This window comes from Amycolatopsis sp. PSD-21, from assembly GCF_055561455.1.
The window spans coordinates 7,900,704-7,921,494 of the sequence record NZ_CM145712.1 but is presented as its reverse complement, the minus strand read 5'-3'; the positions used below and the strand labels follow the sequence as shown (position 1 = coordinate 7,921,494).

Annotated in this window: 23 protein-coding genes and 1 pseudogene; 10 read left to right on the top strand and 14 right to left on the bottom strand. The window is 70.3% G+C overall.

The window, feature by feature from the left end:
• Window positions 1-26: 26 nt before the first annotated feature.
• Complete coding sequence (locus ACZ1DY_RS37210; RefSeq protein WP_257484391.1) at window positions 27-497, top strand: DUF309 domain-containing protein; 471 nt, start codon at window positions 27-29, stop codon at window positions 495-497.
• Here ACZ1DY_RS37210 and ACZ1DY_RS37205 read toward each other — a convergent pair.
• Window positions 483-887: a winged helix-turn-helix transcriptional regulator gene (locus ACZ1DY_RS37205; RefSeq protein WP_257484392.1), complete on the bottom strand. Its 405-nt coding sequence runs from the start codon at window positions 885-887 to the stop codon at window positions 483-485. The two genes, ACZ1DY_RS37210 and ACZ1DY_RS37205, sit on opposite strands and share 15 nt — an antisense overlap.
• On the opposite strand from ACZ1DY_RS37205, the gene ACZ1DY_RS37200 reads away from it, so the two are divergent.
• Both ACZ1DY_RS37200 and ACZ1DY_RS37195 read left to right on the top strand, forming a co-directional pair.
• A complete protein-coding gene (locus ACZ1DY_RS37200; protein WP_465482456.1) occupies window positions 879-1,253 on the top strand; it encodes a YybH family protein in 375 nt (124 codons plus the stop codon). The genes ACZ1DY_RS37205 and ACZ1DY_RS37200 overlap by 9 nt on opposite strands.
• A 74-nt stretch (window positions 1,254-1,327) precedes the next feature.
• On the top strand, window positions 1,328-2,557 hold the full coding sequence (locus tag ACZ1DY_RS37195; RefSeq protein ID WP_465482455.1) for an NADH:flavin oxidoreductase/NADH oxidase family protein: 1,230 nt from the start codon (window positions 1,328-1,330) through the stop codon (window positions 2,555-2,557).
• Here the strand turns inward: ACZ1DY_RS37195 and ACZ1DY_RS37190 are convergent.
• Window positions 2,501-3,202: a Pr6Pr family membrane protein gene (locus tag ACZ1DY_RS37190; protein ID WP_126737498.1), complete on the bottom strand. Its 702-nt coding sequence runs from the start codon at window positions 3,200-3,202 to the stop codon at window positions 2,501-2,503. The genes ACZ1DY_RS37195 and ACZ1DY_RS37190 overlap by 57 nt on opposite strands.
• A gap of 117 nt (window positions 3,203-3,319) precedes the next feature.
• On the opposite strand from ACZ1DY_RS37190, the gene ACZ1DY_RS37185 reads away from it, so the two are divergent.
• The 3 genes from ACZ1DY_RS37185 (at window position 3,320) to ACZ1DY_RS37175 (ending at window position 5,025) form a co-directional block, all read left to right on the top strand.
• Window positions 3,320-4,129 carry an NBR1-Ig-like domain-containing protein gene (locus tag ACZ1DY_RS37185; protein ID WP_257484395.1) on the top strand — a complete coding sequence of 270 codons (810 nt, stop codon included), beginning with the start codon at window positions 3,320-3,322 and terminating at the stop codon, window positions 4,127-4,129.
• A gap of 180 nt (window positions 4,130-4,309) precedes the next feature.
• On the top strand, window positions 4,310-4,651 hold the full coding sequence (locus ACZ1DY_RS37180; RefSeq protein ID WP_192743446.1) for a hypothetical protein: 342 nt from the start codon (window positions 4,310-4,312) through the stop codon (window positions 4,649-4,651).
• Window positions 4,648-5,025 carry a hypothetical protein gene (locus ACZ1DY_RS37175; RefSeq protein WP_125791894.1) on the top strand — a complete coding sequence of 126 codons (378 nt, stop codon included), beginning with the start codon at window positions 4,648-4,650 and terminating at the stop codon, window positions 5,023-5,025. Before ACZ1DY_RS37180 ends, ACZ1DY_RS37175 begins: the two co-directional genes overlap by 4 nt.
• A 69-nt stretch (window positions 5,026-5,094) precedes the next feature.
• Here the strand turns inward: ACZ1DY_RS37175 and ACZ1DY_RS37170 are convergent, their stop codons facing one another.
• Together ACZ1DY_RS37170 and ACZ1DY_RS37165 are read right to left on the bottom strand one after the other, a co-directional pair.
• A complete protein-coding gene (locus tag ACZ1DY_RS37170; protein WP_465482454.1) occupies window positions 5,095-6,606 on the bottom strand; it encodes an ATP-dependent DNA ligase in 1,512 nt (503 codons plus the stop codon).
• 104 nt (window positions 6,607-6,710) lie between these two features.
• Window positions 6,711-7,553: a helix-turn-helix transcriptional regulator gene (locus tag ACZ1DY_RS37165; protein ID WP_465482453.1), complete on the bottom strand. Its 843-nt coding sequence runs from the start codon at window positions 7,551-7,553 to the stop codon at window positions 6,711-6,713.
• A gap of 508 nt (window positions 7,554-8,061) precedes the next feature.
• On the opposite strand from ACZ1DY_RS37165, the pseudogene ACZ1DY_RS37160 reads away from it, so the two are divergent.
• Window positions 8,062-8,922: pseudogene (locus tag ACZ1DY_RS37160) on the top strand (DMT family transporter); the annotation flags it as partial.
• Here ACZ1DY_RS37160 and ACZ1DY_RS37155 read toward each other — a convergent pair.
• A complete protein-coding gene (locus ACZ1DY_RS37155; protein ID WP_371878818.1) occupies window positions 8,920-9,375 on the bottom strand; it encodes an SRPBCC family protein in 456 nt (151 codons plus the stop codon). The pseudogene ACZ1DY_RS37160 and the gene ACZ1DY_RS37155 overlap by 3 nt on opposite strands.
• Window positions 9,376-9,418: 43 nt before the next feature.
• Between ACZ1DY_RS37155 and ACZ1DY_RS37150 the strand changes: the two genes are divergently transcribed.
• Complete coding sequence (locus tag ACZ1DY_RS37150; RefSeq protein WP_465482452.1) at window positions 9,419-10,000, top strand: TetR/AcrR family transcriptional regulator; 582 nt, start codon at window positions 9,419-9,421, stop codon at window positions 9,998-10,000.
• Here ACZ1DY_RS37150 and ACZ1DY_RS37145 read toward each other — a convergent pair.
• A complete protein-coding gene (locus ACZ1DY_RS37145; protein WP_465482451.1) occupies window positions 9,997-11,394 on the bottom strand; it encodes a class II fumarate hydratase in 1,398 nt (465 codons plus the stop codon). The genes ACZ1DY_RS37150 and ACZ1DY_RS37145 overlap by 4 nt on opposite strands.
• A 113-nt stretch (window positions 11,395-11,507) precedes the next feature.
• On the opposite strand from ACZ1DY_RS37145, the gene ACZ1DY_RS37140 reads away from it, so the two are divergent.
• Entirely contained in the window at window positions 11,508-12,497 is a 990-nt protein-coding gene (locus ACZ1DY_RS37140) for an NAD(P)/FAD-dependent oxidoreductase (protein ID WP_465482450.1), read from the top strand.
• A gap of 2 nt (window positions 12,498-12,499) precedes the next feature.
• Here the strand turns inward: ACZ1DY_RS37140 and ACZ1DY_RS37135 are convergent, their stop codons facing one another.
• The 6 genes from ACZ1DY_RS37135 to ACZ1DY_RS37110 form a co-directional block, all read right to left on the bottom strand.
• The gene (locus ACZ1DY_RS37135; RefSeq protein ID WP_465482449.1) at window positions 12,500-13,267 is read right to left on the bottom strand and encodes a S1 family peptidase; all 768 of its coding nucleotides are present in this window, start codon (window positions 13,265-13,267) and stop codon (window positions 12,500-12,502) included.
• Between the two features lie 9 nt (window positions 13,268-13,276).
• Window positions 13,277-14,347 (bottom strand): class II fructose-bisphosphatase, encoded by a 1,071-nt coding sequence (glpX, locus tag ACZ1DY_RS37130; RefSeq protein ID WP_034305363.1) that lies wholly within the window; start codon window positions 14,345-14,347, stop codon window positions 13,277-13,279.
• Window positions 14,348-14,431: 84 nt separating this feature from the next.
• Window positions 14,432-14,653 (bottom strand): exodeoxyribonuclease VII small subunit, encoded by a 222-nt coding sequence (locus ACZ1DY_RS37125; protein WP_126737489.1) that lies wholly within the window; start codon window positions 14,651-14,653, stop codon window positions 14,432-14,434.
• On the bottom strand, window positions 14,650-15,051 hold the full coding sequence (locus tag ACZ1DY_RS37120) for a hypothetical protein (protein ID WP_465482448.1): 402 nt from the start codon (window positions 15,049-15,051) through the stop codon (window positions 14,650-14,652). Before ACZ1DY_RS37120 ends, ACZ1DY_RS37125 begins: the two co-directional genes overlap by 4 nt.
• The gene (xseA, locus tag ACZ1DY_RS37115) at window positions 15,048-16,313 is read right to left on the bottom strand and encodes an exodeoxyribonuclease VII large subunit (protein WP_257484403.1); all 1,266 of its coding nucleotides are present in this window, start codon (window positions 16,311-16,313) and stop codon (window positions 15,048-15,050) included. The genes ACZ1DY_RS37120 and xseA overlap by 4 nt, the downstream gene beginning before the upstream one ends.
• Entirely contained in the window at window positions 16,310-16,984 is a 675-nt protein-coding gene (locus ACZ1DY_RS37110; protein ID WP_257484404.1) for a lipid droplet-associated protein, read from the bottom strand. The genes xseA and ACZ1DY_RS37110 overlap by 4 nt, the downstream gene beginning before the upstream one ends.
• Before the next feature lie 151 nt (window positions 16,985-17,135).
• Here ACZ1DY_RS37110 and ACZ1DY_RS37105 point away from each other — a divergent pair, with 151 nt between their 5' ends.
• Window positions 17,136-18,149: a 4-hydroxy-3-methylbut-2-enyl diphosphate reductase gene (locus ACZ1DY_RS37105; protein WP_185927417.1), complete on the top strand. Its 1,014-nt coding sequence runs from the start codon at window positions 17,136-17,138 to the stop codon at window positions 18,147-18,149.
• 107 nt (window positions 18,150-18,256) lie between these two features.
• On the opposite strand, the gene ACZ1DY_RS37100 is transcribed toward ACZ1DY_RS37105, so the two are convergent.
• Together ACZ1DY_RS37100 and rmuC are read right to left on the bottom strand one after the other, a co-directional pair.
• Entirely contained in the window at window positions 18,257-19,150 is an 894-nt protein-coding gene (locus tag ACZ1DY_RS37100) for a DUF6542 domain-containing protein (protein WP_465482447.1), read from the bottom strand.
• 724 nt (window positions 19,151-19,874) lie between these two features.
• A complete protein-coding gene (gene rmuC / locus ACZ1DY_RS37095) occupies window positions 19,875-20,789 on the bottom strand; it encodes a DNA recombination protein RmuC (protein WP_016337155.1) in 915 nt (304 codons plus the stop codon).
• Window positions 20,790-20,791: the final 2 nt, after the last annotated feature.

Here is a 20,791-nt window from a genome sequence, read left to right as displayed (position 1 = left end):
GGATACCCGCGTGGGACAATGACGGCATGACCGACCGGGACCGTGACGAAGCCGGACGAGCCCGTAACGCGCGCCCGCGGGACGGTCTCGGCAGGCCGCTCCCGTACGGCGCCGACGGTGTCGAACGGCAGCCCGAGGGCATCGAACGCAGCCCCGAGGACACCGTTTCCGAGGCGCAGCGCCTGCTCGACGCGGGCCGTCCGTTCCACGCGCACGAGGTGTTCGAGGACGCGTGGAAATCCACCGACGGCCCGGAGCGGGAGCTGTGGCGCGGGCTCGCGCAGCTCGCCGTGGGCCTGACCCACGCGGCCAGGGGGAACGGGAACGGAGCGGCGTCGCTGCTGGAGCGCGGCGCCGAGAACATCGAGCCGTTCCGCGAAGCCCGGCCGCATGGGATCGACATCCCGGGCTTGCAGGCCTGGGCGCGGAAGATGGCCGAAGAGGCGAAGGCGCGCGTGCGGGTGGAGCCGGTCGCGCCGCGCTTACTCGGCCAGTAGCGCCGAACCCGAGCGGTACAGCTCGATCAGCAGCGGCCGCAGTTCCAGGCCGGCCGGGGTGAGTCGATAGCTGGTCCGGCTCGGGAAGCCCGGCAGCTCCTCGCGGACGGCGAGGCGTCGCGCGGTCAGGTCACCGAGGCGTTCTGTCAGCACCTTCGCGGACAGGGCGGGTAATGCCGCGCGTAGGTCGCTGAAGGATCGAGGACCGCCCATCAGCTCCCGAAGGACCAGTGTCGTCCAGCGGCCCGAGATCGCGGCGAGCGCGACCTCGACGGGACAGTCCGGCTCCGGCCGCCGCGTGCGGCCGCGCGCGTCGGGGACGAGTTCGCGGTCGAAGGTTTCCGTTTGGTGACCTGCTTCGCGGTCGGTTTCGCTGTCCGCATGACGCATTCGTCCAGTGTGCCGCTGACCGCCGACGCCGCCGAACATCCCTTCGTCTTCCAAGCCGCCTTCAACACCGGATCCGCCGAAATCCTCGACACGGTCTACGAGCCCGACGCCGTGTTCGTCCGCCGGGACGGCGTGCGGGTGAGCGGCGCGGAACGCCGGGCCGCGAACGGCGGGATCCTCGCGCTCGGGCAGCCCATCAAGGTCACTCCGCGTCAGGTGCACGTGGCCGGTGACCTGGCGTTACTGATCGTCGACTGGGTCATCGAGGGCCACCTCGCCGCGACGGCCACCGACGTCGCGAGGCGTGGTGAGGACGGGCTTTGGCGCTACGTGATCGACAACCCCTTCGGTGCCGGCGCGCCTTGAGTACTCGACATACCGCGAGTATGTTACTTCGAGTAGGGATACTGCCCAGTAGGTAACGGTGGGAGGACGCGCGGATGAGCGAGCCCAAGGAACTGCTGGCCGAACCGCTGAAACTGCGGTGCGGCGCGATCCTGCCGAACCGGCTGGCCAAGGCCGCGCTCAGCGAGCAGCTCGGCGATCGCCGCAACCGGCCGACCGCCGAGCTGGCCGAGCTGTACCGGACGTGGTCGCGAGGCGGTGCCGGGACGCTGATCACCGGCAACGTCATGGTCGATCCGACCGCGCTGGGTGAACCGCGCAACGTCGCGGTGCCCCGGGAGCCGGACGCGACCGCGTTCGAGCCGTGGGCGCGGTCGGCGGACGGGACCGAGAGCCGGTTGTGGGTCCAGCTCAACCATCCCGGCAGGCAGAGCCCGCGTTTCCTGTCCCGTCAGCCGGTCGCGCCGTCGGCGGTGCCCTTCGGCGATCGCGGCATCCGCTCGGTGTTCGCGACGCCGCGGGCGCTGACCGCCGACGAGATCGAAGCGATCATCGACCGGTTCGGCGTGGCCGCGCGGACCGTCGTCGACGCCGGGTTCGCCGGGGTCCAGATCCACGGGGCGCACGGTTATCTCGTCTCGCAGTTCCTGTCGCCGCTGACCAACCGGCGTACCGACGGCTGGGGCGGTGACGCGCTCCGCCGGCGCCGGTTTCTGCTCGAAGTCGTCGCCCGCGTGCGTGCGGAGGTCGGCGACTCGGTGCCGATCACGGTCAAGCTCAACAGCGCGGACTTCCAGCGCGGCGGCTTCAGCGAGGAGGAATCGCTCGAAGTCGTCCGAGAACTGGGTGAAGCGGGGATCGACCTGCTGGAAGTCTCCGGCGGCACCTACGAGAAGGCCGCCATGATGGGGTCGGCCAAGGCGAGCACTCTCAGCCGTGAGGCCTATTTCCTCGATTACGCCGCGAAGGCGCGGCAGGTCTCCGACGTCGCGCTGATGGTCACCGGCGGCTTCACCAGCGCGCAAGGCATGGCGGAGGCGCTGCGTTCCGGCGCGCTGGACGTCATCGGCCTCGGCAGGCCGCTGATCGTCGACCCGGCACTGCCCGGGCGGCTCCTGGACGGCGAGGACGTCCACGCGCGGCGCACGGCGCCGAAGACCGGCCTCCGGCTGGCCGACAGCCTGCTCGAGATCCAGTGGCACACCCAGCAGATGCACCGGGTGGCCGCCGGCAAACCGGTGGACCCGCGGCTCGGCGCGGTGCGGACGCTAGTACGTGCCGGCGTCGCGGATCCGCTCAACGCTTTCCGGCGGGTCCGGGGCTAAGTAGTCGTCGGTGTCATCGCGGCGGCTGAAGGTGCGGTCGAAGCCGACCGCGGCCGCCGCGAGACCGATGAACAGCACCCCGATCAGCACGCAGTTGAACGCGACACCGCCGTAGCTGTTGATGCCCGGATCGACGAACGGGTACGGGTAGAACCCGATGATCGCGCCGCGCACCAGCGTGACCGCGAGCCAGACCAGCGGATACAGCAGCGACCACCACAGGACCCGCCACGACAGCTGGCCGCGCGGCCCGAACAGCAGCCAGCCCGCGACGCACATCAACGGCGACACCTTGTGCAACATCGTGTCGGCGAACACCGCCCAGCCGTGCAGTTCGTAGAGATCGGCGAGCGCGACCTGGAAGACGACACCCGTCACGGTGATGCCGACGAGACCGGTGAGCCGCAGCACGCCGAACAGCGTCGACCGGCCCGCGACACCGAGCGCGAGCAGCAGGCTGCCGGCGCCGACCAGGATGTTCGAGTCGATGGTGAAGAAGGCCAGCAGGTTGGCCACCCGCCCGGCCGGGGTGTGGAAGACGCCGCCGGTCGTGCCCGCGGAGACCGGGATCTGCGCGGCGAGCCCGGCGATCACCACCAGCGCGGTCAGGCCGAACCAGGCGCGCGCGATCTTGGAAGCCTGCATTCGCCCACTTTATGGGTGATCGGGCGGGGACGTCCCGTCACCACCGTGCGCCGCCACTCGATCGGGGGCGGGATGCCGCCGGGTCTTCCCGCCCATCGGGTCATATCGTGGGAAACGATGGACGTCGAGCGGACGCCCGGACGCCGCGGACGGGTCGCGCGGGGTCCGGCGGAGGACAGCGGACCCGTCGCCGAGTTCGCGCGGCGGCTGTGGGAGCTGAAACGGGCCGCCGGTGACCCTTCCTACGACCGCATGCGCGACGAGTACGGCGCGCTCGCGTCGAAATCCGCGCTTTCGGCCGCCGCCCGCGGTGAGCGGCTGCCCAGCTGGGAGACGACCTGGGAGTTCGTCCGCGTGCTGGCCGCCGGGGTGCTCGGGGGTGACGAGGACGAGGTCCGCCACGAATGGCGCGGTGAATGGGAACGCGCACGGGACGCGGTGACCGCCGGACCGGGACCGGTCGCCGTGAAGCCGCGCCGGACGGCGTTCCTCCTCGCCGGAGCCGTGGCGATCGTCCTGGTCGCGGCGCTGGTGTTCGTCTTCGCCGCGCCGTTCGGTGCCGAGCCCGCCGCCCCGGCCGGCGACGCGTCGGAATTCGTCGCCGACGTGACCGTGCCCGACGGCAGCGAGGTCGCGGCGGGCTCGACCTTCGTGAAGACGTGGGAATTCCGCAACGCGGGAACGGTCGGATGGATCGGCCGCTATCTGGTCCGCGCCGGATCGTTCGGGAATCCCGGCGAATGCGGCACGCCCGATCGCGTGCCCGTGCCGCAGACCGCGCCCGGCGAGCGGGTGCGCGTCTCCGTCGAGGTGCGTGCGCCCGACGCGCCCGGGCATTGCCAGGTGTACTGGAAGATGGCAGACGAACAGGGGCGAATCCTGCTGCCGAACACCCGCGCGGTGTTCTTCTCGGTCCGCGTCATTTGACCATCCGGGCCGATGGCCAAAGCGCTGACCTGCGTGGACGGTGATTCCTCGGCCATGGCCATTTCGCGGCCGTGAATCGCTTCCGGCGTCGGTCCGACGGCCTTTAACGTCTTCGGCGTCCGGGAATTCCGGATGGGGATTTTCCGAAACACTCTCACATTATTTGCGGAAAGGGAATCCATGCGTCCGTACGTCAAGGTCGCCGCATTGGCCGGGGCCGCGCTCACCGTGGCGCTCCTGCCGGCCACCGCCGCACAGGCGGCTCCGGCGCCCGCTTCGGGCAGTGATCCGATCATTACTTGCGAATCCGGTTACCACGGCTGGATGCGCCGGGCCGGGAAGGACGCGATCTGCCTCAAACCGGGCACGCGCACCTGGGACGTCAAGGTGTTCGAATGCGCCGGGGATCTGACGGTGCATTTCAAGAACGGCCAGAAGGCCTATTGCGGGGGGAACATGAAGATCGGCCTCGATCTGGCCGTCCAGTCCAATGTCGTCAAGACCGTTGTGGGGAACCGATGAAGAAGAAGCTGTTCGCCGTCGTCCCGGTCGCGCTGGCCGGCACCCTGCTGATGGCACCGTCCGCTTCGGCGGCGTCGAAGGTCTGTGAGGGCGGGCCGCTGATGGGCGGGAAGACGAAGGTCGTCGAGGTGAGCGCGGGGCAGAGCATCGACATCACCGTGCACAACCACGACTACCGGGGAATGCTCGTCCAGATCATCGACGACGTCTTCGACAAGGGCCTCTGGAGCGGGGCGATCGCGCCGGGCAAGGAGCGCACGGTCAAGCACGGCGTGCTCGGGGAGCCGCCGGTGTATCACAAGATCCGGTTCGAGGTGACGTCCAACCTGTCGAACAACTACACGTACCGGATCTCTTCGGACCGCTGCTACTGATGCGTTTCGTCCTCTGGATGCGGTAGTTGCACGCGCAAGGAGCGCATCCAGAGGACTGATTGCGGGGATTCAGGGCTTGAGGAGGCCGCGGACGGTGTCGATGGTGTCGGCGTCGGCGGCCTCCTTGTCCGGCCGGTACCGCACGACCCGCGCGAAGCGCAGCGCCAGCCCGCCCGGATACCGCGTGCTCACCTGGGCCCCGTCGAGTTCGATCTCGACGACGAGCTCCGGCCGCACGTGGACCACCCAGTCGGTGCGGTGGGTCTCGATCTCCTGGAACGTCTTCGTCTGCCAGGCCAGCAGCTCGTCGGTCATCCCCTTGAACGTCTTGCCGACCATGATCGGCGGCCCGCCGTCGGGGTCGCGGGCGCCGAGATGCAGGTTCGACAGGGTGCCGGTGCGCCTGCCGTGACCCCATTCCGCGGCGAGGACGACCAGGTCGATCGTGTGCACCGGTTTCACCTTGAGCCACGCGCGCCCGCGCCTGCCCGCCGCGTACGGCGACGCGAGGTCCTTGACCATCACGCCTTCGTGCCCGGCGGCCATCGCCGCTTCCAGCACCGCCTCGGCCGAGGCGGGCGCGATCTCGCCCGGGATGACGTGCTCGCCCGCGACCTTCCGCAGGGCGACGTTGCGCTCGGACAGGGGAGCGTCCAGCAGGTCGACGCCGTCGAGGTGCAGGCAGTCGAAGAAGTACGGCCGCAGCAACAGCGCCTTGACCTGTTCATCTCGGGTGCTGCCGAACCGGCTCATCGTCTCCTGGAACGGCCTCGGCCTGCCCTCGTCGGTCAGCGCCAGTGTCTCCCCGTCGAGCACCACCGACGTGCAGGGCAGGGAGCGCACCAGATCCACCAGCTCGCCGACGCTGCCGGTGATCTCCCGCAGCGTCCGCGTGTAGACGTGCACCTCGTCGCCTTCGCGGTGGACCTGGATCCGCGCACCGTCCATTTTGTACTCGACGAGCGCGTCGGCGTGCTCGGTGATCGCCTCGTCCAGCGACTCCGCCGGGGAGGCCAGCATCGGCCGGATCGGCCTGCCCAAGGCCAGTTTGAACTCCGCCAGCCGCTCCTGGCCGCCGGTCATCGCGGCCAGGCCCGTCACCGGGAGCTGCCCGGACAGCATGAACGCCCGCCGCACGTGCTCGGCCGGGATCCCGGACGCCGCCGCGATGGCGTCCACCATGATCCCTTCGAGCGCGCCCTGCCGCAGCTCGCCGGTGAGCAGCCGGATCAGGAAGTCCTGCTCGTCCTTGGTCATCTTGCCGAACAACGCCCGCAACGTCTCCGCGCGCAGCTTCACCGAACCCGAACCCGACGCCGCCCCCACCGTGCCGAGGGCCGTGTCGACCTCGGCCACGGTCAACGACGGCTCGGCGGCGGGGGCCGTCTTCAGCTCGGCCAGCGTCCGCCAGCCGGCGCCGATACGGCCCTGCGTCGGCTGGCCGGTGAGGAACGCGATGACCGCGGGCAGCTCCAGCTCGCCCGCGGCGCGCAGGACCGCGGCCAGGGTGGCGATCTTCGCCTTCCTGGACCTCGTGGCGGCCAGGTCGGCCGACGCGGTCACCACCTCGGTGAGCAACATGGATCCATCATGGACCCGGACACCGACAGTTTCGCGTCGACGACGTAGTGAGGGCCTCCCTTCCTACCCTCAAGGTAGGGAAGGAGGCCTTCCCGGACTCGGGCTCAGGCGTGCGCGGGATCGGCGACCCAGCTGGCGAGCAGGCGGAGCGCGCGTTCGCTGTCGGAGCCGGGCTCGGCGGTGTAGATCACCAGGGCCTGGTCCGGATCGGCGGGCAACCGCAGCGTCTCGTAGCGCAGCCGGAGTTCACCCACGATCGGGTTGACCATCACCTTCCACGCGTGCGCCTTCTCGCGCACGGTGTGCTTCGCCCACAGCTTCCGGAACTCCTCGCTGCCGAGGGAGAGCTCGCCGACCAGCTGGGCGAGGTACGGGTCGTCCGGATACCGCCCGCTCTCGGAGCGCAGGTTCGCCACGATCTCCTTCGCGACCGTTTCCCACTCTGGGTGCAGCCCGCGAGCCTCCTCGTCGAGGAAGAACATCTTCGGGACGTTGCGCTCACCCGCCGGCCGCGCGGCGAAGTCGAAGGAGAGCGAGCCGCCCAGGGAATTCCAGGCGAGTACGTCTCCGTACCGGCCGAGGACGAGCGCCGGGGACTGGATGGCGTTCAGCATCAGCTGGAGTTCGGGGCGGATCCGCTGCGCCTTCGGCCGTGCGACGCGCCTGCGTTTCGGGGCGGCGAGATTGCGCAGGTAGGCCTCCTCGTCGCGATGCAGCCGCAACGCGCGGCTCAGCGAGTCGAGGACGGAGTCGGACACGTTGCGCGCCCGGCCCTGCTCCAGCCGCGTGTAGTAGTCGACGCTGATCCCGGCCAGCTGCGCCAGCTCCTCGCGGCGCAGCCCGGCGACCCGCCGCTGGTTGAACCCCGTCGGCAGGCCGAGGTCCGCCGGGTCCAGCGCGGCCCTGCGTGCCTTGAGGAAGTCGCCCAGTCCGGCCGTCTCGGTCATGGTCCCGAGTATCCCGGATCGCCGGCGGTGCGTGCCTGGTCCTGACAGACCCAGGCTGGCCGCGAGACTCGGCCGGCGGTGGCCGAGGCGTGTCGCGAAAGCCACTTTCGCGACGTCTGATGTCCCGAAAGTGGCTTTCGCGACGAGGCCGCGGCGGCTGAGCGGGGCGGGGTCGTTGTGAGGGGTGAATCGAACGTGGCGCCGACTTCGCGATGAGACGGCCACCCTCCCCGGCGCACAGTGTCCACAAGGGACAACGCCCGTCGATCGCACGTCCGGTTGGCGGCATTATGTCCGGTTCTCGCTGGGTCGTGAGTAGCAAAGAGGGTTAGAACGATCATTGCCACTCACGACCCTCGCGCGAGAACGCCCAGATTGGACACGGTTGGTGAGCTTGACGTCCTTTATGGACAGTGGCGGGGCATTTCAGGCCTCACAGGGCGGCTTGCCGCGCTGCGGAACACGGCACTTATGGCCCTGTCCTTAAAGTGCGATTTGGCTCTTCGCTATGGACCAAAAGGCGGCCATCGTGAGGGGCATGGACAACGAACGAAGAGGCGTGACGGTCGGCGTACTGGGGGTGCTGATCGTCGGCGCGTCCGTGCCGGTGACGGGAATGCTCGACGCCTATCCGGTGATTACCGGGCAGGCGCTGCGGTACGCGCTGGCCGGGGTGCTCCTGCTGGCGTGGGCGCGGCTGAGCGGACGCCCGTTGCCGTTGCCGGGCGCGCGCGACCTCCCGTCGCTGATCGCCCTCGCGGCGACCGGGATGATCGGCTTCCAGGCGTGCCTGCTGTTCGCGCAGCGTTACGCCGAGCCGGGCCTGGTCGCCGCGTTCCTCGGCGGAACGCCGCTCGTGCTCGCGCTCGCGGGCCCGCTGGCCAAGGGGAAGAGGCCTTCACTGGCGCCGGTGACCGGGGCGGTGCTCGCCGGCCTCGGGATCGCCGTGCTCTCGGGCGGCGGTGCGGCGCGCTGGCAAGGTCTGGTGCTCGCGGCGCTGGCGATGGTGTGCGAAGCGCTCTTCACGCTGCTCGCCGTCGGCGTGCTCGAGAGGCTCGGGCCGTTGGCGACCGCGACCTGGGGTTGTTTCGCCGCGGGCGCGGGCGGCGCGGTCGTCGGGACGGTCCTCGACCCGTCCGGCGCCTGGAGGTGGCCGGACGGGCGTGAGCTGATCGCGCTCGGCTACCTGACGGTCGTCGTCACCGCGATCGCGTTCCTTCTTTGGTATTCGGCGGTTTCGGCGCTGGGCGCGGACCGGGCCGGGGTGCTGGTCGGGCTGATGCCGGTCTCCGGCCTCGCCGTCTCGCTCCTGCTCGGCATGCAGGATTTCCGCTTCTCCCAGGTGATCGGAGTCGCGCTGGTGTCTTCAGGCGTCGCGATCGGCCTGCGCCGTCGCGAGCTCGGCGAGCCTGGCGCACTTGACGTCGAAGTGCTTGACGACGTCGCCGCCGATGATCGCGACCATGACCGAGCGCAGCGGCCCGCCCATGGTGACCTTCTGGACGAATTCCGTCCCGCCGTCGACCTCGGTCAGGGTCAGCACGAGATCCATGGCGCCCAAGGGAATCGGCTGGCGAAGGGCGATCTCGCGATCCTCGGCGAAGGACGTGATCGTGAACGGCTCGGCGACCCGTGAGTGCACGCGGCCGCGGAATCCGTTCGGTACGAGGAAACCGGTCGAGCCCACTGCGGCAGGGCCGTGCAGTTCGACGCCGACGAGGTCGGGATCCCAGTCGGGCCACCGGGTGAAGTCGGCCAGCGGCGCCCAGAGCGCGGACGGAGGGCAGGGGAGGATCTCGCGGGACGTTCTGGTCCAGGTCATACCCGGACGATATACGGAACTGTCAGTCTCGTAAACTGGGGTCATGGCGAGAGGCAGGCCGAGGGAAGAAGGAATCGACGACGCGGTCCGCGAGGCCGTGCGGGCGTTGCTGACCGAAACCGGTTACCAGCGCTGCACGATCGACGCGGTCGCGGCGCGGGCCGGGGTCGGCAAAGCCGCGGTGTACCGGCGGTGGCGGTCGAAGGCGGAGCTCGTGTTCGCCGCGGTGATCCACCCCGTCGAGCTCGAACCACCGTCGGACACCGGCTCGCTGCGGGGTGACGTGGCCGCGGTCCTCACGGTGATCCAGTCCTCTTTGGACGGTGCAGGACTCCGGCAGGCGCTGCCCTCGCTGCTCGCCGACGTCCGGGCGGACCCGGCGCTGGAAACGCGGTTCGGCGAGGTGTTCCTCGGCCGTGAACGCGGCTATCTGGTCCAGATGCTGGATCGGGCCGTCGCGAGAGGGGAACTCTCGCGACGGCCCGATCCGGCTCTCGTGCACGCGCTTCTGCTCGGCCCGGTGCTGACGTGGCTGCACCTGTTCACCGAGACACCGCCTTCGGGTGGGCTGGCGGCTTCGCTCGCCTCACCGCTTCATGCGGCTGTGGTCGCCCTCGGCGCTTAGCGGCCTCCGCGCGCCATGCGGAGTACGTCGAGAGCCTCGTCCAACTGGGCTTCGGTGAGCTTCCCGTTCGCGACGTGACCGCGTTCGATCACGACCTCGCGGATCGTCTTCAGCTCCTTGAGTGCCTGCTTCGCGATCGCGGCGGCTTCTTCGTAGCCGATGTAGGAGTTCAGCGGCGTCACGATCGACGGCGAACCCTCGGCGTACTCGCGCGCGCGGTCGGCGTTCACCGTCACGCCCGCGAACACCTTGTCCGCCAGCAGCCGCGAGACGGCCGCGATCAGCCGCGCCGATTCGAGCACGTTGCGCGCGATCACCGGCAGGTTCACGTTGAGCTGGAAGTTGCCAGCCGCGCCGGCGAAGGCCACCGCCGCGTCGTTGCCGATCACCTGGGCGACCACCTGCAGCGTCGCCTCCGGGATCACCGGGTTCACCTTGCCCGGCATGATCGACGAACCCGGCTGGAGATCCGGCAGCGCCAGTTCGGCGAGGCCGGTGCGCGGGCCGGAACCCAGCCAGCGCAGGTCGTTCGCGATCTTGTTCAGCGACACCGCGACCGTGCGCAGATGCCCGGACGTCTCGACGACGCTGTCCTGCGTCGCCTGCGCCTCGAAGTGGTCACGCGCCTCGGTCAGCGGGAGACCGGTCACCGAAGCCAGTTCCTGCGAGACCGCCGCGCCGAAACCCTCGGGCGCGTTCAGCCCGGAACCGACCGCGGTCCCGCCGATCGGCAGTTCACCGAGCCGCGGCAGGCCCGACTTCAGCCGCTCGACCCCGAACCGGACCTGCGACGCCCACGCGCCCGCCTCCTGGCCGAAGGTGATCGGCACGGCGTCCATCAGGTGCGTGCGGCCGGACTTCACGATGTCCGCCCATTCGCCCGCCCGCGTCTCGATCGCGGCGGCCAGGTACTCCAGCGCCGGGATCACGTCGGACAGGACGGCTTCCGTCGCGGCGACGTGGATCGTCGTCGGGAAGGTGTCGTTCGAGGACTGCGAGGCGTTGACGTGGTCGTTCGGGTGCACGTCGCGGCCCAGCGCCTTCGACGCGAGCGTGGCGATGACCTCGTTGGCGTTCATGTTCGACGAGGTCCCGGAACCGGTCTGGAACACGTCGATCGGGAAATGCGCGTCGTGCTTGCCCTCGGCGACCTCGTCGGCGGCCTTCGCGATGGCCTCGGCGACCTCGGCGTCCAGCACGCCGAGCCGCGCGTTGACCCGCGCCGCGGCGGCCTTCAGCAGGCCGAGCGCGCGGATCTGGGCGCGCTCCAGGCCCCGGCCGGAGATCGGGAAGTTCTCGACGGCGCGCTGTGTCTGCGCGCGGTAGAGGGCGTCGACGGGGACGCGCACCTCGCCCATGGTGTCGTGTTCGATCCGGTATTCCTGTTCAGCCATACCCCAAGTCTCGCGCAGCGCCTCGCGGCGCGCTCCGTGTCTTTCGGCACGCGAGGGCTAGGATCGAATGTGTTCTCGATCACGCCGCCCACCACCGGCCGGGAGAGTGCCGAATGAGCGAGTCCGCTGGGGAAACGTCGTACGACCTCGTCATCATCGGGGCCGGTCCGACGGGTCTGTTCGCCGCCTACTACGCGGGATTCCGCGGCCTTTCGATGGCCGTCGTGGATTCACTGCCGGAAGCCGGCGGCCAGGTCACCGCGATGTACCCCGAAAAGATGATCTACGACGTCGGCGGGTTCGCCGAGGTCCGTGGCCGCGATCTGGTGCGGGGCCTGCTCGATCAGGCCGCGCCGTTCGAACCGGCGTATCTGCTCGGGCGCAAGGCCGAGAAACTCGAAAGCGTCGAAGGCGGCATCACCGTCACCCTCGACGGCGGGCAGGTCCTGCGCGCCGGCGCGGTGCTGATCACCGCCGGGATCGGCGAATTCACCCCGCGGCCGCTGCCCGCCGGCGACGGCTGGCTCGGGCGCGGCATGGTCCATTTCGTGCCCTCGCTGAAAGTGCACGAAGGGCAGCACGTGGTCGTCGTCGGCGGCGGGGACTCGGCGTTCGACTGGGTGCTCGCGCTCCACCCGGTCGCCGCGAGCGTCACCCTCGTGCACCGGCGCGCGAAGTTCCGCGCGGCCGAGTCGATCGTGCGGCAGGCGCGGGAACTGGGCGTCCGGATCGTCACCGACGCCGAGGTCACCCGGTTCCTCGACCGCGACGGCACGCTGGCGGAGGTCGAGATCCAGGTCAAGGGCGCCGAACCCGAGATCCTGCGCGCCGACACGGTCGTCGCCGCGCTCGGTTTCACCGCGGATCTCGGGCCGATCGAAAGCTGGGGACTCCAGATCGACCACCGCGCGATCGCCGTCGACTCGACCATGGCGACGCCGCGGGAGCGGGTGTACGCGGCGGGCGACGTCGCGGCGTATCCGGGGAAGGTGAAGCTGATCGCCACCGGATTCGGGGAAGCGGCGACGGCGGTGAACAACATCGCGGTCATGCTGGACCCGGACGCGCATCTGTTCCCCGGCCACTCGAGCAACGCCGAGTAGCGTCACGCCGCGGGCGGCGTGATCTTCTCCGCGATCCACTGCGCGTACGCCACCACCGAAGTCGCGATCGACGGCGAAGTCGCGCACACCGGGTCCGCGTTACCCGGACGGCTGATGGTGCCCAGCAGCACCCACTTCTCGTCGACCTTGGCGATCTCCGGCCCGCCGGAATCGCCGTAGCACGAACCCGTGTTCCCGCCGGGGTTGTCGGTGCACAACTCGACGGCACCGTCGAACTTCGCGGTGCACCGCACGCCTTCGACGATCTTCGTGTCGAGCTGCCGCAGCTTCGCCGGACCCTTGCCGCAGCCCGAAGTCGGGCACGTCTGGCCCCAGCCGAGCAGCCGCGTCGGCGTCCCGGGCGCGACGACGGCCCCGATCGTTATCGGCGCCGCCTTCACCGGTGCGGCCAGCCGCACCAGCGCGAGATCACCGCCCGCGTGCTCGGGCTCGGGGTTGTAGGACGGGTTCACGACGATCTCGGCGAGCTTCGCGATCTCACCGCCCTGGGTGTTGTCGGTGCTGCCGATCCGGGCGCTCAGGTTCGCCGGGTTCTTGCCCTCGACACAGTGCCCGGCCGTCACCAGCCAGTCCGCCGCGATCAGCGTCCCGGCGCAGAAAGCCTTGCCGGAGGCCGAATGCAGGGACGCGATGAACGGATACGGCTCATCGGCCTCTCTGCCGCCGACGAGGTCGCCCGCGCCCGTGGCCTGCCCGGCCGGCGTGAGGAGCATCGCCGCGAGCAGGACCACGAGCACGCGCTTGAGCACGGTTTCTCCTTAGGGGAGCGGGGGAACTACGTCGTCTTCCAGCGAATCGTCGAGGTGTCCGTCGAAGTTGACGGACGAGTACGAGCGGAGCTTGGTCAGCCGGTGGTAGCCGTCGATCATCCGGACCGTGCCGGACTTCGAGCGCATCACGATCGACTGGGTCGTCGCGCCGCCCGCGCGGTAGTGCACGCCGCGCAGCAGGTCGCCGTCGGTGACGCCGGTGGCGCAGAAGAACACGTTGTCACCGCGGACGAGGTCGTCGTTGCCGAGCACGCGGTCGAGGTCGTGGCCCGCGGCCAGCGCCTTCTCGCGCTCCGCGTCGTCCTTCGGCCACAGACGGCCCTGCAGTTCGCCGCCGAGGCACTTCATCGCGCAGGCCGCGATGATGCCTTCGGGGGTGCCGCCGATGCCGAGCAGCATGTCGACGCCGGTGCTCGGCCGGGCCGCGGCGATCGCGCCCGCGACGTCGCCGTCGGAGATGAAGCGGATCCGGGCGCCCGCCTCGCGGACCTCCTTGATCAGCTTTTCGTGCCGCGGCCGGTCGAGGATGCACACGGTGACGTCGGAGACGCTGGAGTTCTTGGCCTTCGCGACCCGGCGGATGTTCTCCGCGATCGGCGCGGCCAGGTCGACCTTGCCCGCGGCGTCCGGTCCGACGGCGAGCTTCTCCATGTAGAACACCGCGGACGGGTCGAACATCGCGCCGCGTTCGGCGACCGCGAGCACGGCGAGCGCGTTCGGCATGCCCTTGGCCATCAGGGTCGTGCCGTCGACCGGGTCGACCGCGACGTCGCAGTCCGGCCCGTCGCCGTTGCCGACCTCTTCCCCGTTGAACAGCATCGGGGCTTCGTCCTTCTCGCCCTCGCCGATGACGACGACACCGCGCATCGACACGGTCGAGACCAGCTGGCGCATCGCGTCCACCGCGGCACCGTCCCCGCCGATCTTGTCCCCGCGCCCGACCCAGCGGCCCGCGGCCATCGCGGCGGCTTCGGTCACGCGGACCAATTCCATCGCGAGGTTGCGGTCGGGGGCTTCGGGGCGTCGAGAAGAGCTGGCGGACGAGGTGGGGGTGGGCATGCGGCCTCCCGGGTCAGGAACTCGGCGGGGTCCCAGTCTCTCAGATACCCACGGCGGTTCGGTGGCACAGGAGCATGGTGAACGTCACTGACCGTCGCCGGTCTCGTCCTCAACGGACGAAAGCGCCGCCTCGATCCGCTCGCGCGCGCCCTCGAGGTGGTGCTCGCAGACCTTCGCCAGCTGCTCGCCCTTCTCCCAGAGGGCGAGCGACTGTTCCAGGGACAGCCCGCCCGCTTCGAGCTCGCGGACGACCTCGACGAGCCTGTCGCGGGCCTGTTCGTAGCCGAGTTCGGCGGTCTCGCTCACGCTGTGCTTCCTTCTACCGGACGTCGGTGCTTGCCGATACCCGCGCACACTACCGCGCCGGCCATGGCGTTGTCGTAACCCACGAAGGCGAGGGCGAACTCCTGGCCGTCACCCTCCGCGATCGCCGCGACCAGGTTCTCCTGGGCCCGCGCCACCCGTTTGCGGTGCACCGTGCCGTCCGCGAACCACCATCGGGTGCCGACGTGTTCGGCCGTCGCTTCGGAGAGCTTGCGCAGCTGGGCGTCGAGGCCGCGCTTGATGGCGAAGTCGCATCCGGCCAGCAGCACCGTCCAGCACTCGCCGGCCGCGCGGTCGGTCAGCAGCGCGTTGCGCAGCACCTCGGGCGCGTCGGCACGTCTCGCGGCGTCGATGGTCAAAGGCAGGAAACTCGCCGTCAACGCTCCTCCTCCGGCGTACCCGACACGACGGCGCCGAGCGCGCCGTCGACCACGCGGACGCGCAGTTTCGCGCCGTCCGCGACTTCGGAGACGGACCGGAGTACCTGGAGGTTGCCTTCCGCGTCGGTGTACTGCACCACGGCGTAGCCGCGTTCGAGGGTCGCCGCCGGGCCGAGCGCGGTCAGCCGCGCGCGGGCGCTGGCGATCTCGGCCTGGTCCTTCGCGAGCAGCGTGAGCATCGCGCGCCGCCCGCGTTCGCGGTGGATCTCGACGTCGTCCGAGCGCCGCTGGATCGGGCCGAGCGGGTCGGCGAGCACGGGACGGCTGCGCATCTGGTTCAGCAGCCTGACCTGGGTGTCCACCCAGCCGTGCAGCGCCCGGCGGCCGCGATCACGCATCTGGCGGACGCGCTGGGTCTCCTCGCGCACGTCGGGCACGATCCGCTTGCTGGCGTCGGTCGGCGTCGAGCAGCGGAGATCGGCGACGTGGTCGAGCAGCGGGGTGTCGGGCTCGTGCCCGATGGCGCTGACCACCGGCGTCCCGGCCGCGGACACGGCGCGGCACAGCGCCTCGTCGGAGAACGGCAGCAGGTCTTCCACACTGCCGCCACCGCGCGCGATCACGATGACGTCGATATCCGGATCACGGTCCAGTTTGGACAGTGCCTGGAGGATCTGCGGGACGGCGAGCGAACCCTGCACGGCGGTGTTGATCACCTTGAACGCGACATGCGGCCAGCGGGCCTGCGCGTTCACCAGCACGTCGCGTTCGGCGGCCGACGCGCGGCCGGTGATCAGCCCGATTCCCTTGGGCAGGAAGGGAATCTTGCGTTTGCGTTCGGGCGCGAACAGGCCCTCGGCGGCCAGCAGCCGCCGCAGCCGCTCGATCCGCGCCAGCAGCTCGCCGATGCCGACCGCGCGGATCTCGTTGGCGCGCAGGCTCAGCGACCCGCGGTTCATGAAGAACGTCGGCTTCGCGTGCACCACGACGCTCGCGCCCTCGCGCAGCGGCGGTTCGATCGTGCGCAGCAAACCCATCGGGCAGGTCACCGACATCGAGACGTCCGCGGACGGGTCGCGCAGCGTCAGGAACGCGGTGTTGGTGCCCTGGCGGGCCGAGATCTGCGTGACCTGGCCTTCGACCCAGACCGCGCCGAGCCGGTTGATCCACTCGCCGACCTTGCGGGCGACCGTGCGGACCGGCCACGGGTTTTCGGCGGTGGTGGACGGACCCGCCGTCGCGGAGGTGGGTTCGGCGCTCACTGGCCTTCCGCGCTGTCGCCGTCGCCGTCGGCCTTCTTCACGTTGCCGATGCGCCGCGCGAGCATGCCGACGAACGAAGCCCTGTCGGCGTTCGCCTTTTCGTAGGTCAGCAGCTCTTCCAGCTGCGCGAGGTCGAACCGGCGCAGGCGGGCGCGCAGCTGCGGCAGGGTGAGCGTGTCGTAGTCGTCCAGCCCGGCGGGGCCGGAGGTGACGGGCGCGCTCGCGTTGCCGGCCGCACTGTCGAACTCGCCGTCGGCGTGGTCCTCGGCGAGCGCGCGCTCCTCCTCGGCCCACGGGTCTTCGGTGAGGGCTTCGAGGTCGTGCAGGCGCCCGTTCGTCTCGGCGCGCGGCTCGGGGACCTCGGCGTCCTCTCGCAGCGGGATGACGCACGAGTCACGCTCGTACCGGCGTTCGCCGAGGTCCGGCGGGAGATCTTCGTCGAAGGTGGCCCAGCTGGGCGTGTCCTCGACCGGGCGGAGGCCCGACAGGACGTCGTCGCCCTTGATCGCGAGTTCGGTGACGTGCTGCTGGACGCGCATGGAGAACTGGAGCACCTGGCTGACCACCGTGACGGGGAGCCCGGTGAGCTGCTTGGGAAGTTCGCGAACCCGCTCGGCGGTGGTGACGGCGAGGCCCGCGGCGACCCGGAGGGGGAGCGGGAGAGGCTTCATGCGTCTAGCCTGCCGTATCCGGGCCATCCTGCCCAACCGAACGGGTGTGTCGGCTCACCGGACGTGACTCCACGCACATCCTTTGGAGGGGTTCCCTGGTCACCTGAACGTGAGTGCGAGGAGCCCCCGGGGCAGCCCGTACCCTGGGGGCATGAGTTCTGCGAGTCCCGGAATCACGCCCGCCGGCAGTCCGACGATCACCGAGTCCGGTGTGCCGGCAGGTGGCAAACGTGTCCTGCTCGCCAAGCCACGCGGCTACTGCGCCGGTGTCGACCGCGCGGTCATCGCCGTCGAGAAGGCACTCGAGCTCTACGGCGCACCGGTGTACGTGCGCAAGGAGATCGTGCACAACCGGCACGTCGTGGACACCCTGCGCGAACGCGGCGTCATCTTCGTCGACGAGACCTCCGAGGTGCCGGAAGGCGCGCTGGTGGTGTTCTCCGCGCACGGCGTCTCGCCCGCGGTCCACGCCGAGGCCGCCGAGCGCAACCTGCGGACCATCGACGCGACCTGCCCGCTCGTGACGAAGGTGCACAAGGAAGTCAACCGGTTCGCGAAGGACGACTACGACATCCTGCTGATCGGTCACGAAGGCCACGAAGAGGTCGAAGGCACGGCCGGCGAGGCCCCCGACAAGGTGCAGCTCGTCGACACCGCCGAAGACGTCGACAAGGTCGAGATCCGCGACCCGTCGAAGGTCATCTGGCTGTCGCAGACCACCCTTTCGGTCGACGAGACCATGGAACGCGTCGATCAGCTGCGGGACAGGTTCCCCGGCTTGGCCGACCCGCCCAGTGACGACATCTGCTACGCCACCACGAACCGCCAGGTCGCGGTCAAGGCCATGGCCGCCGAGTGCGACCTGGTGCTGGTGGTCGGTTCGCAGAACTCGTCCAACTCGAAGCGGCTGGTCGAGGTCGCGCTGAAGGCGGGGGCGCGCGCGTCGCACCTCGTCGACTTCGCGCACGAAGTCGACGAAGCGTGGCTTGAAGGTGTCGAGACCGTCGGTGTCACCAGCGGTGCTTCGGTGCCGGAGGTGCTGGTCATGGACCTGCTGGCGTGGCTGGCCGAGCGCGGCTGGGACAGCGTCGACGAGGTCACCACGGCCAACGAGAAGATCGCGTTCGCGCTGCCGCACGAGCTGCGCAAGGCCGCTAAGGCCTGACCTTCCTTACGAGAAAGGGCCGTCCGAGGAGCTCCTCGGGCGGCCCCTTCTTTTGATCGGGCTCAAGCGCTGGTCAGCGGCTCACGTGGTAGCAAAGGTCCCTTGCTTCAGCGCTCGTCTTCCCACGGCCGGCGGCGAGGCGGCTGCCCTCCGCGGCGCGGATCGTCCGCGCGCGGCGGACGGCGGCGCGGGGCACCGGGGGCGCTTTCGCCGCGGGGGTCGCGACGGCGCGGTTCGCCGTCTTCCGGCGGACGCGGCCGCCGGGGCTGACGTCCCGGTGGCGGCGGCTTGCGGGCGCCGGGCTCGGCGTCACGCCGGGGACGTCGCTCGTCGTCGACCGGCGGGCGGCGGCGGGGCGGCGCACCGTCACGCGGCGCGCTGTCTCGCGGAGCGCCGCGGCGGGACGGCGGGGGCGGGGTCTGGCCGGTGCGGGACGCGGGACGACCACGGCCCGGCGCGGCGGCCGCGGGGGGCCGGGCGGCGGGTTTGCCCTCGTCGCGACGTTCCGGTTTGGTACCCGGCTTCACCTTGACCGGAGCGTCGGGATCGCGCTCGCGGTAGATCCGGAAGACACCGATCGCCAAGGTGACGCCGGTGGTGATGGCCATCGTCGGGAAGCCGTTGATCAGCGGCGTGCCGACGTCGAAGGCTCTCGACAGCAGATCCGTGCCCTTGCTGCCGTCCGAGGTCAGGAGGATGACCCCCGGGACGGTCACGGCGAGGACCAGGGGCGGCTGCACCATCGGGCCGAACAGCCCGCGGCGCTGGACGGCCACCACGGCGGCCACCGCGCCGAGCGCGTAGCAGGCCTTGAACAGCAGGCCCAGGTCCTTCTGCATCATCATGTCGACGAAGGCGCCAAGGATGGCGAGCCCGAAACCCACCAGGACGGCCGCCCACCAGGGCAACCCGCGCCTGGCGCCGACGAGCGGACGCTCGTCCCAGGCAACGGGGACGTCGTCGGCATCAGGATCGCTCTGGCGATCGCGAATCGCGGTCACAGGTCCCACCGTATATCCAAGCTGCGGGCATACCGCCAACAGGCGGTGTGTCTATCGCCTGGTAGTGGTCATTCCGGACCACCCGGACGGACTGTCCGGATGCTTACCGGAAGTACTACGCGTGAGGGGCGGACAAGGTTGTCGGGCCCGGCGAAATGGAGCCTCCGATTCCGGAAGTCGCAGGTAGAGAGGTGCGGTCCGCATCCGGCTCGTGAGTGGTCAGGACGGTTAGAACCGTCCTGACCACTCACGAGCCTTGACCGCTCGATGCCATTCATGTACTCGGCCAGGTGTTTGGGGCCTCCATGAGCCGCCGCATCAACCGCCGCCCACGTAGGTAGCTAAGACACCGTTGGCCCTAGCCGTTCTAACCACTCACGAGGCCGGGCCGCTGCGGGACCGCACCTTTGCCCCGGCTGGCTACTCGACGTGCTTGCGGGCGCTCGAGTGTTACCGCGGGTGAGGGGTGTGTGGAATTAGGGACGTTGAACGTCCCTAATTCCACACACCCCTCTCGGACCACTCGCGGCGGGACTGTGTGGATTTCTGGTCATCCAACGCCCCAAAATCCACACAGTGGGCGTCGCATGGCCGCTGACCTGCCCTGGCGGCTCCCCGCGACGGTGTCGCGAAAGCCACTTTCGGGACACCAGACGTCGCGAAAGTGGCTTTCGCGACACGTCTTGGCCATGGGCACCCGGCGGCGCCGAACCGTCCTGGCCACTCACGAGGCCGGGAGTTCGTCCGCCTTCCTGATCAGCGGGACCGGCGCCGGGCTGCCCGCGGCGTCGGTCAGCGGCGAGACCGTGCTCCGGAAGCTTTCGAGTGCCTCCAGCTCCCGCCGCCGGGCCGAGATGAAGCGCTGCAGGTGGGTGCTCGACAGGTTCAGCGCGTCGACCGCGTTGCCCGCGGCCCGGTGCGCGGCCGCGGCACCCGCCCGGACCTGCTCGACGTCCTCGACCAGCGCCCGTTCGGTCGCGGCGAACAGCGCGGCCGAGGCCAGCACGGCGAACCCGGTCGGCCCGCAGAGGAAGACCCGCCGGTCCAGCATCCAGCGCAGCAGTTCCGGGTCGGTGTCCAGCGCGGCCACCACGGCCGCGTCGGAGGGGACGAACATGATCGTCCCGTAGATCGCGTCGGCCCAGCGCTGGTAGCCCTTGCCCGCCAGCTCGGCCGCCCGCGACCGGAGCTGCCGGACGTGGACCCGCAGCGCGTCCAGCCGTTCTTCGGGGTCGTCGGTCTCGACGGCCTCGGCCCAGCACGCCATGCTCGCCTTCGCGTCCACCGGCACGGTCCGGCCGCCGCCGACCCGCAGCACCATGTCCGGTTTCGCGGCGCCGCCGCCAGCCAGGTCCGTTTGCAGCGTGAAGTGCAGCTCCTCGCGGAGCCCGAGCGCGCGTGCGGTCTCCAAGAGCACCTGCTCGCCTAGCTCGCCCCGGCCGCTGATCGAGGCGAACGCGACCTCGTACCGGCGCAACGCGAGCTGCTGCTGATCCGCCTTCGCCCGCTCGGCCGCGACCTGTTTCGCCGCCGCGTCCGCCCGCCGCATGCCGTCGTTGTACAGCCGCCACAACAGCGCGACGGCCGCGAGCAGCAGCAACGCGAGCACGACGGCCGCGGTGGTGATCACCGTCGCCACCG

Excerpts from the sequence above, each read along its gene's own strand:
- ACZ1DY_RS37210 (WP_257484391.1), top strand. The coding sequence starts at position 27 with ATGACCGACCGGGACCGTGACGAAGCCGGACGAGCCCGTAACGCGCGC.
- ACZ1DY_RS37200 (WP_465482456.1), top strand. The coding sequence starts at position 879 with ATGACGCATTCGTCCAGTGTGCCGCTGACCGCCGACGCCGCCGAACAT.
- ACZ1DY_RS37205 (WP_257484392.1), bottom strand. The coding sequence starts at position 887 with ATGCGTCATGCGGACAGCGAAACCGACCGCGAAGCAGGTCACCAAACG.
- ACZ1DY_RS37195 (WP_465482455.1), top strand. The coding sequence starts at position 1,328 with ATGAGCGAGCCCAAGGAACTGCTGGCCGAACCGCTGAAACTGCGGTGC.
- ACZ1DY_RS37190 (WP_126737498.1), bottom strand. The coding sequence starts at position 3,202 with ATGCAGGCTTCCAAGATCGCGCGCGCCTGGTTCGGCCTGACCGCGCTG.
- ACZ1DY_RS37185 (WP_257484395.1), top strand. The coding sequence starts at position 3,320 with ATGGACGTCGAGCGGACGCCCGGACGCCGCGGACGGGTCGCGCGGGGT.
- ACZ1DY_RS37180 (WP_192743446.1), top strand. The coding sequence starts at position 4,310 with ATGCGTCCGTACGTCAAGGTCGCCGCATTGGCCGGGGCCGCGCTCACC.
- ACZ1DY_RS37175 (WP_125791894.1), top strand. The coding sequence starts at position 4,648 with ATGAAGAAGAAGCTGTTCGCCGTCGTCCCGGTCGCGCTGGCCGGCACC.
- ACZ1DY_RS37170 (WP_465482454.1), bottom strand. The coding sequence starts at position 6,606 with ATGTTGCTCACCGAGGTGGTGACCGCGTCGGCCGACCTGGCCGCCACG.
- ACZ1DY_RS37165 (WP_465482453.1), bottom strand. The coding sequence starts at position 7,553 with ATGACCGAGACGGCCGGACTGGGCGACTTCCTCAAGGCACGCAGGGCC.
- ACZ1DY_RS37155 (WP_371878818.1), bottom strand. The coding sequence starts at position 9,375 with ATGACCTGGACCAGAACGTCCCGCGAGATCCTCCCCTGCCCTCCGTCC.
- ACZ1DY_RS37150 (WP_465482452.1), top strand. The coding sequence starts at position 9,419 with ATGGCGAGAGGCAGGCCGAGGGAAGAAGGAATCGACGACGCGGTCCGC.
- ACZ1DY_RS37145 (WP_465482451.1), bottom strand. The coding sequence starts at position 11,394 with ATGGCTGAACAGGAATACCGGATCGAACACGACACCATGGGCGAGGTG.
- ACZ1DY_RS37140 (WP_465482450.1), top strand. The coding sequence starts at position 11,508 with ATGAGCGAGTCCGCTGGGGAAACGTCGTACGACCTCGTCATCATCGGG.
- glpX (WP_034305363.1), bottom strand. The coding sequence starts at position 14,347 with ATGCCCACCCCCACCTCGTCCGCCAGCTCTTCTCGACGCCCCGAAGCC.
- ACZ1DY_RS37110 (WP_257484404.1), bottom strand. The coding sequence starts at position 16,984 with ATGAAGCCTCTCCCGCTCCCCCTCCGGGTCGCCGCGGGCCTCGCCGTC.
- ACZ1DY_RS37105 (WP_185927417.1), top strand. The coding sequence starts at position 17,136 with ATGAGTTCTGCGAGTCCCGGAATCACGCCCGCCGGCAGTCCGACGATC.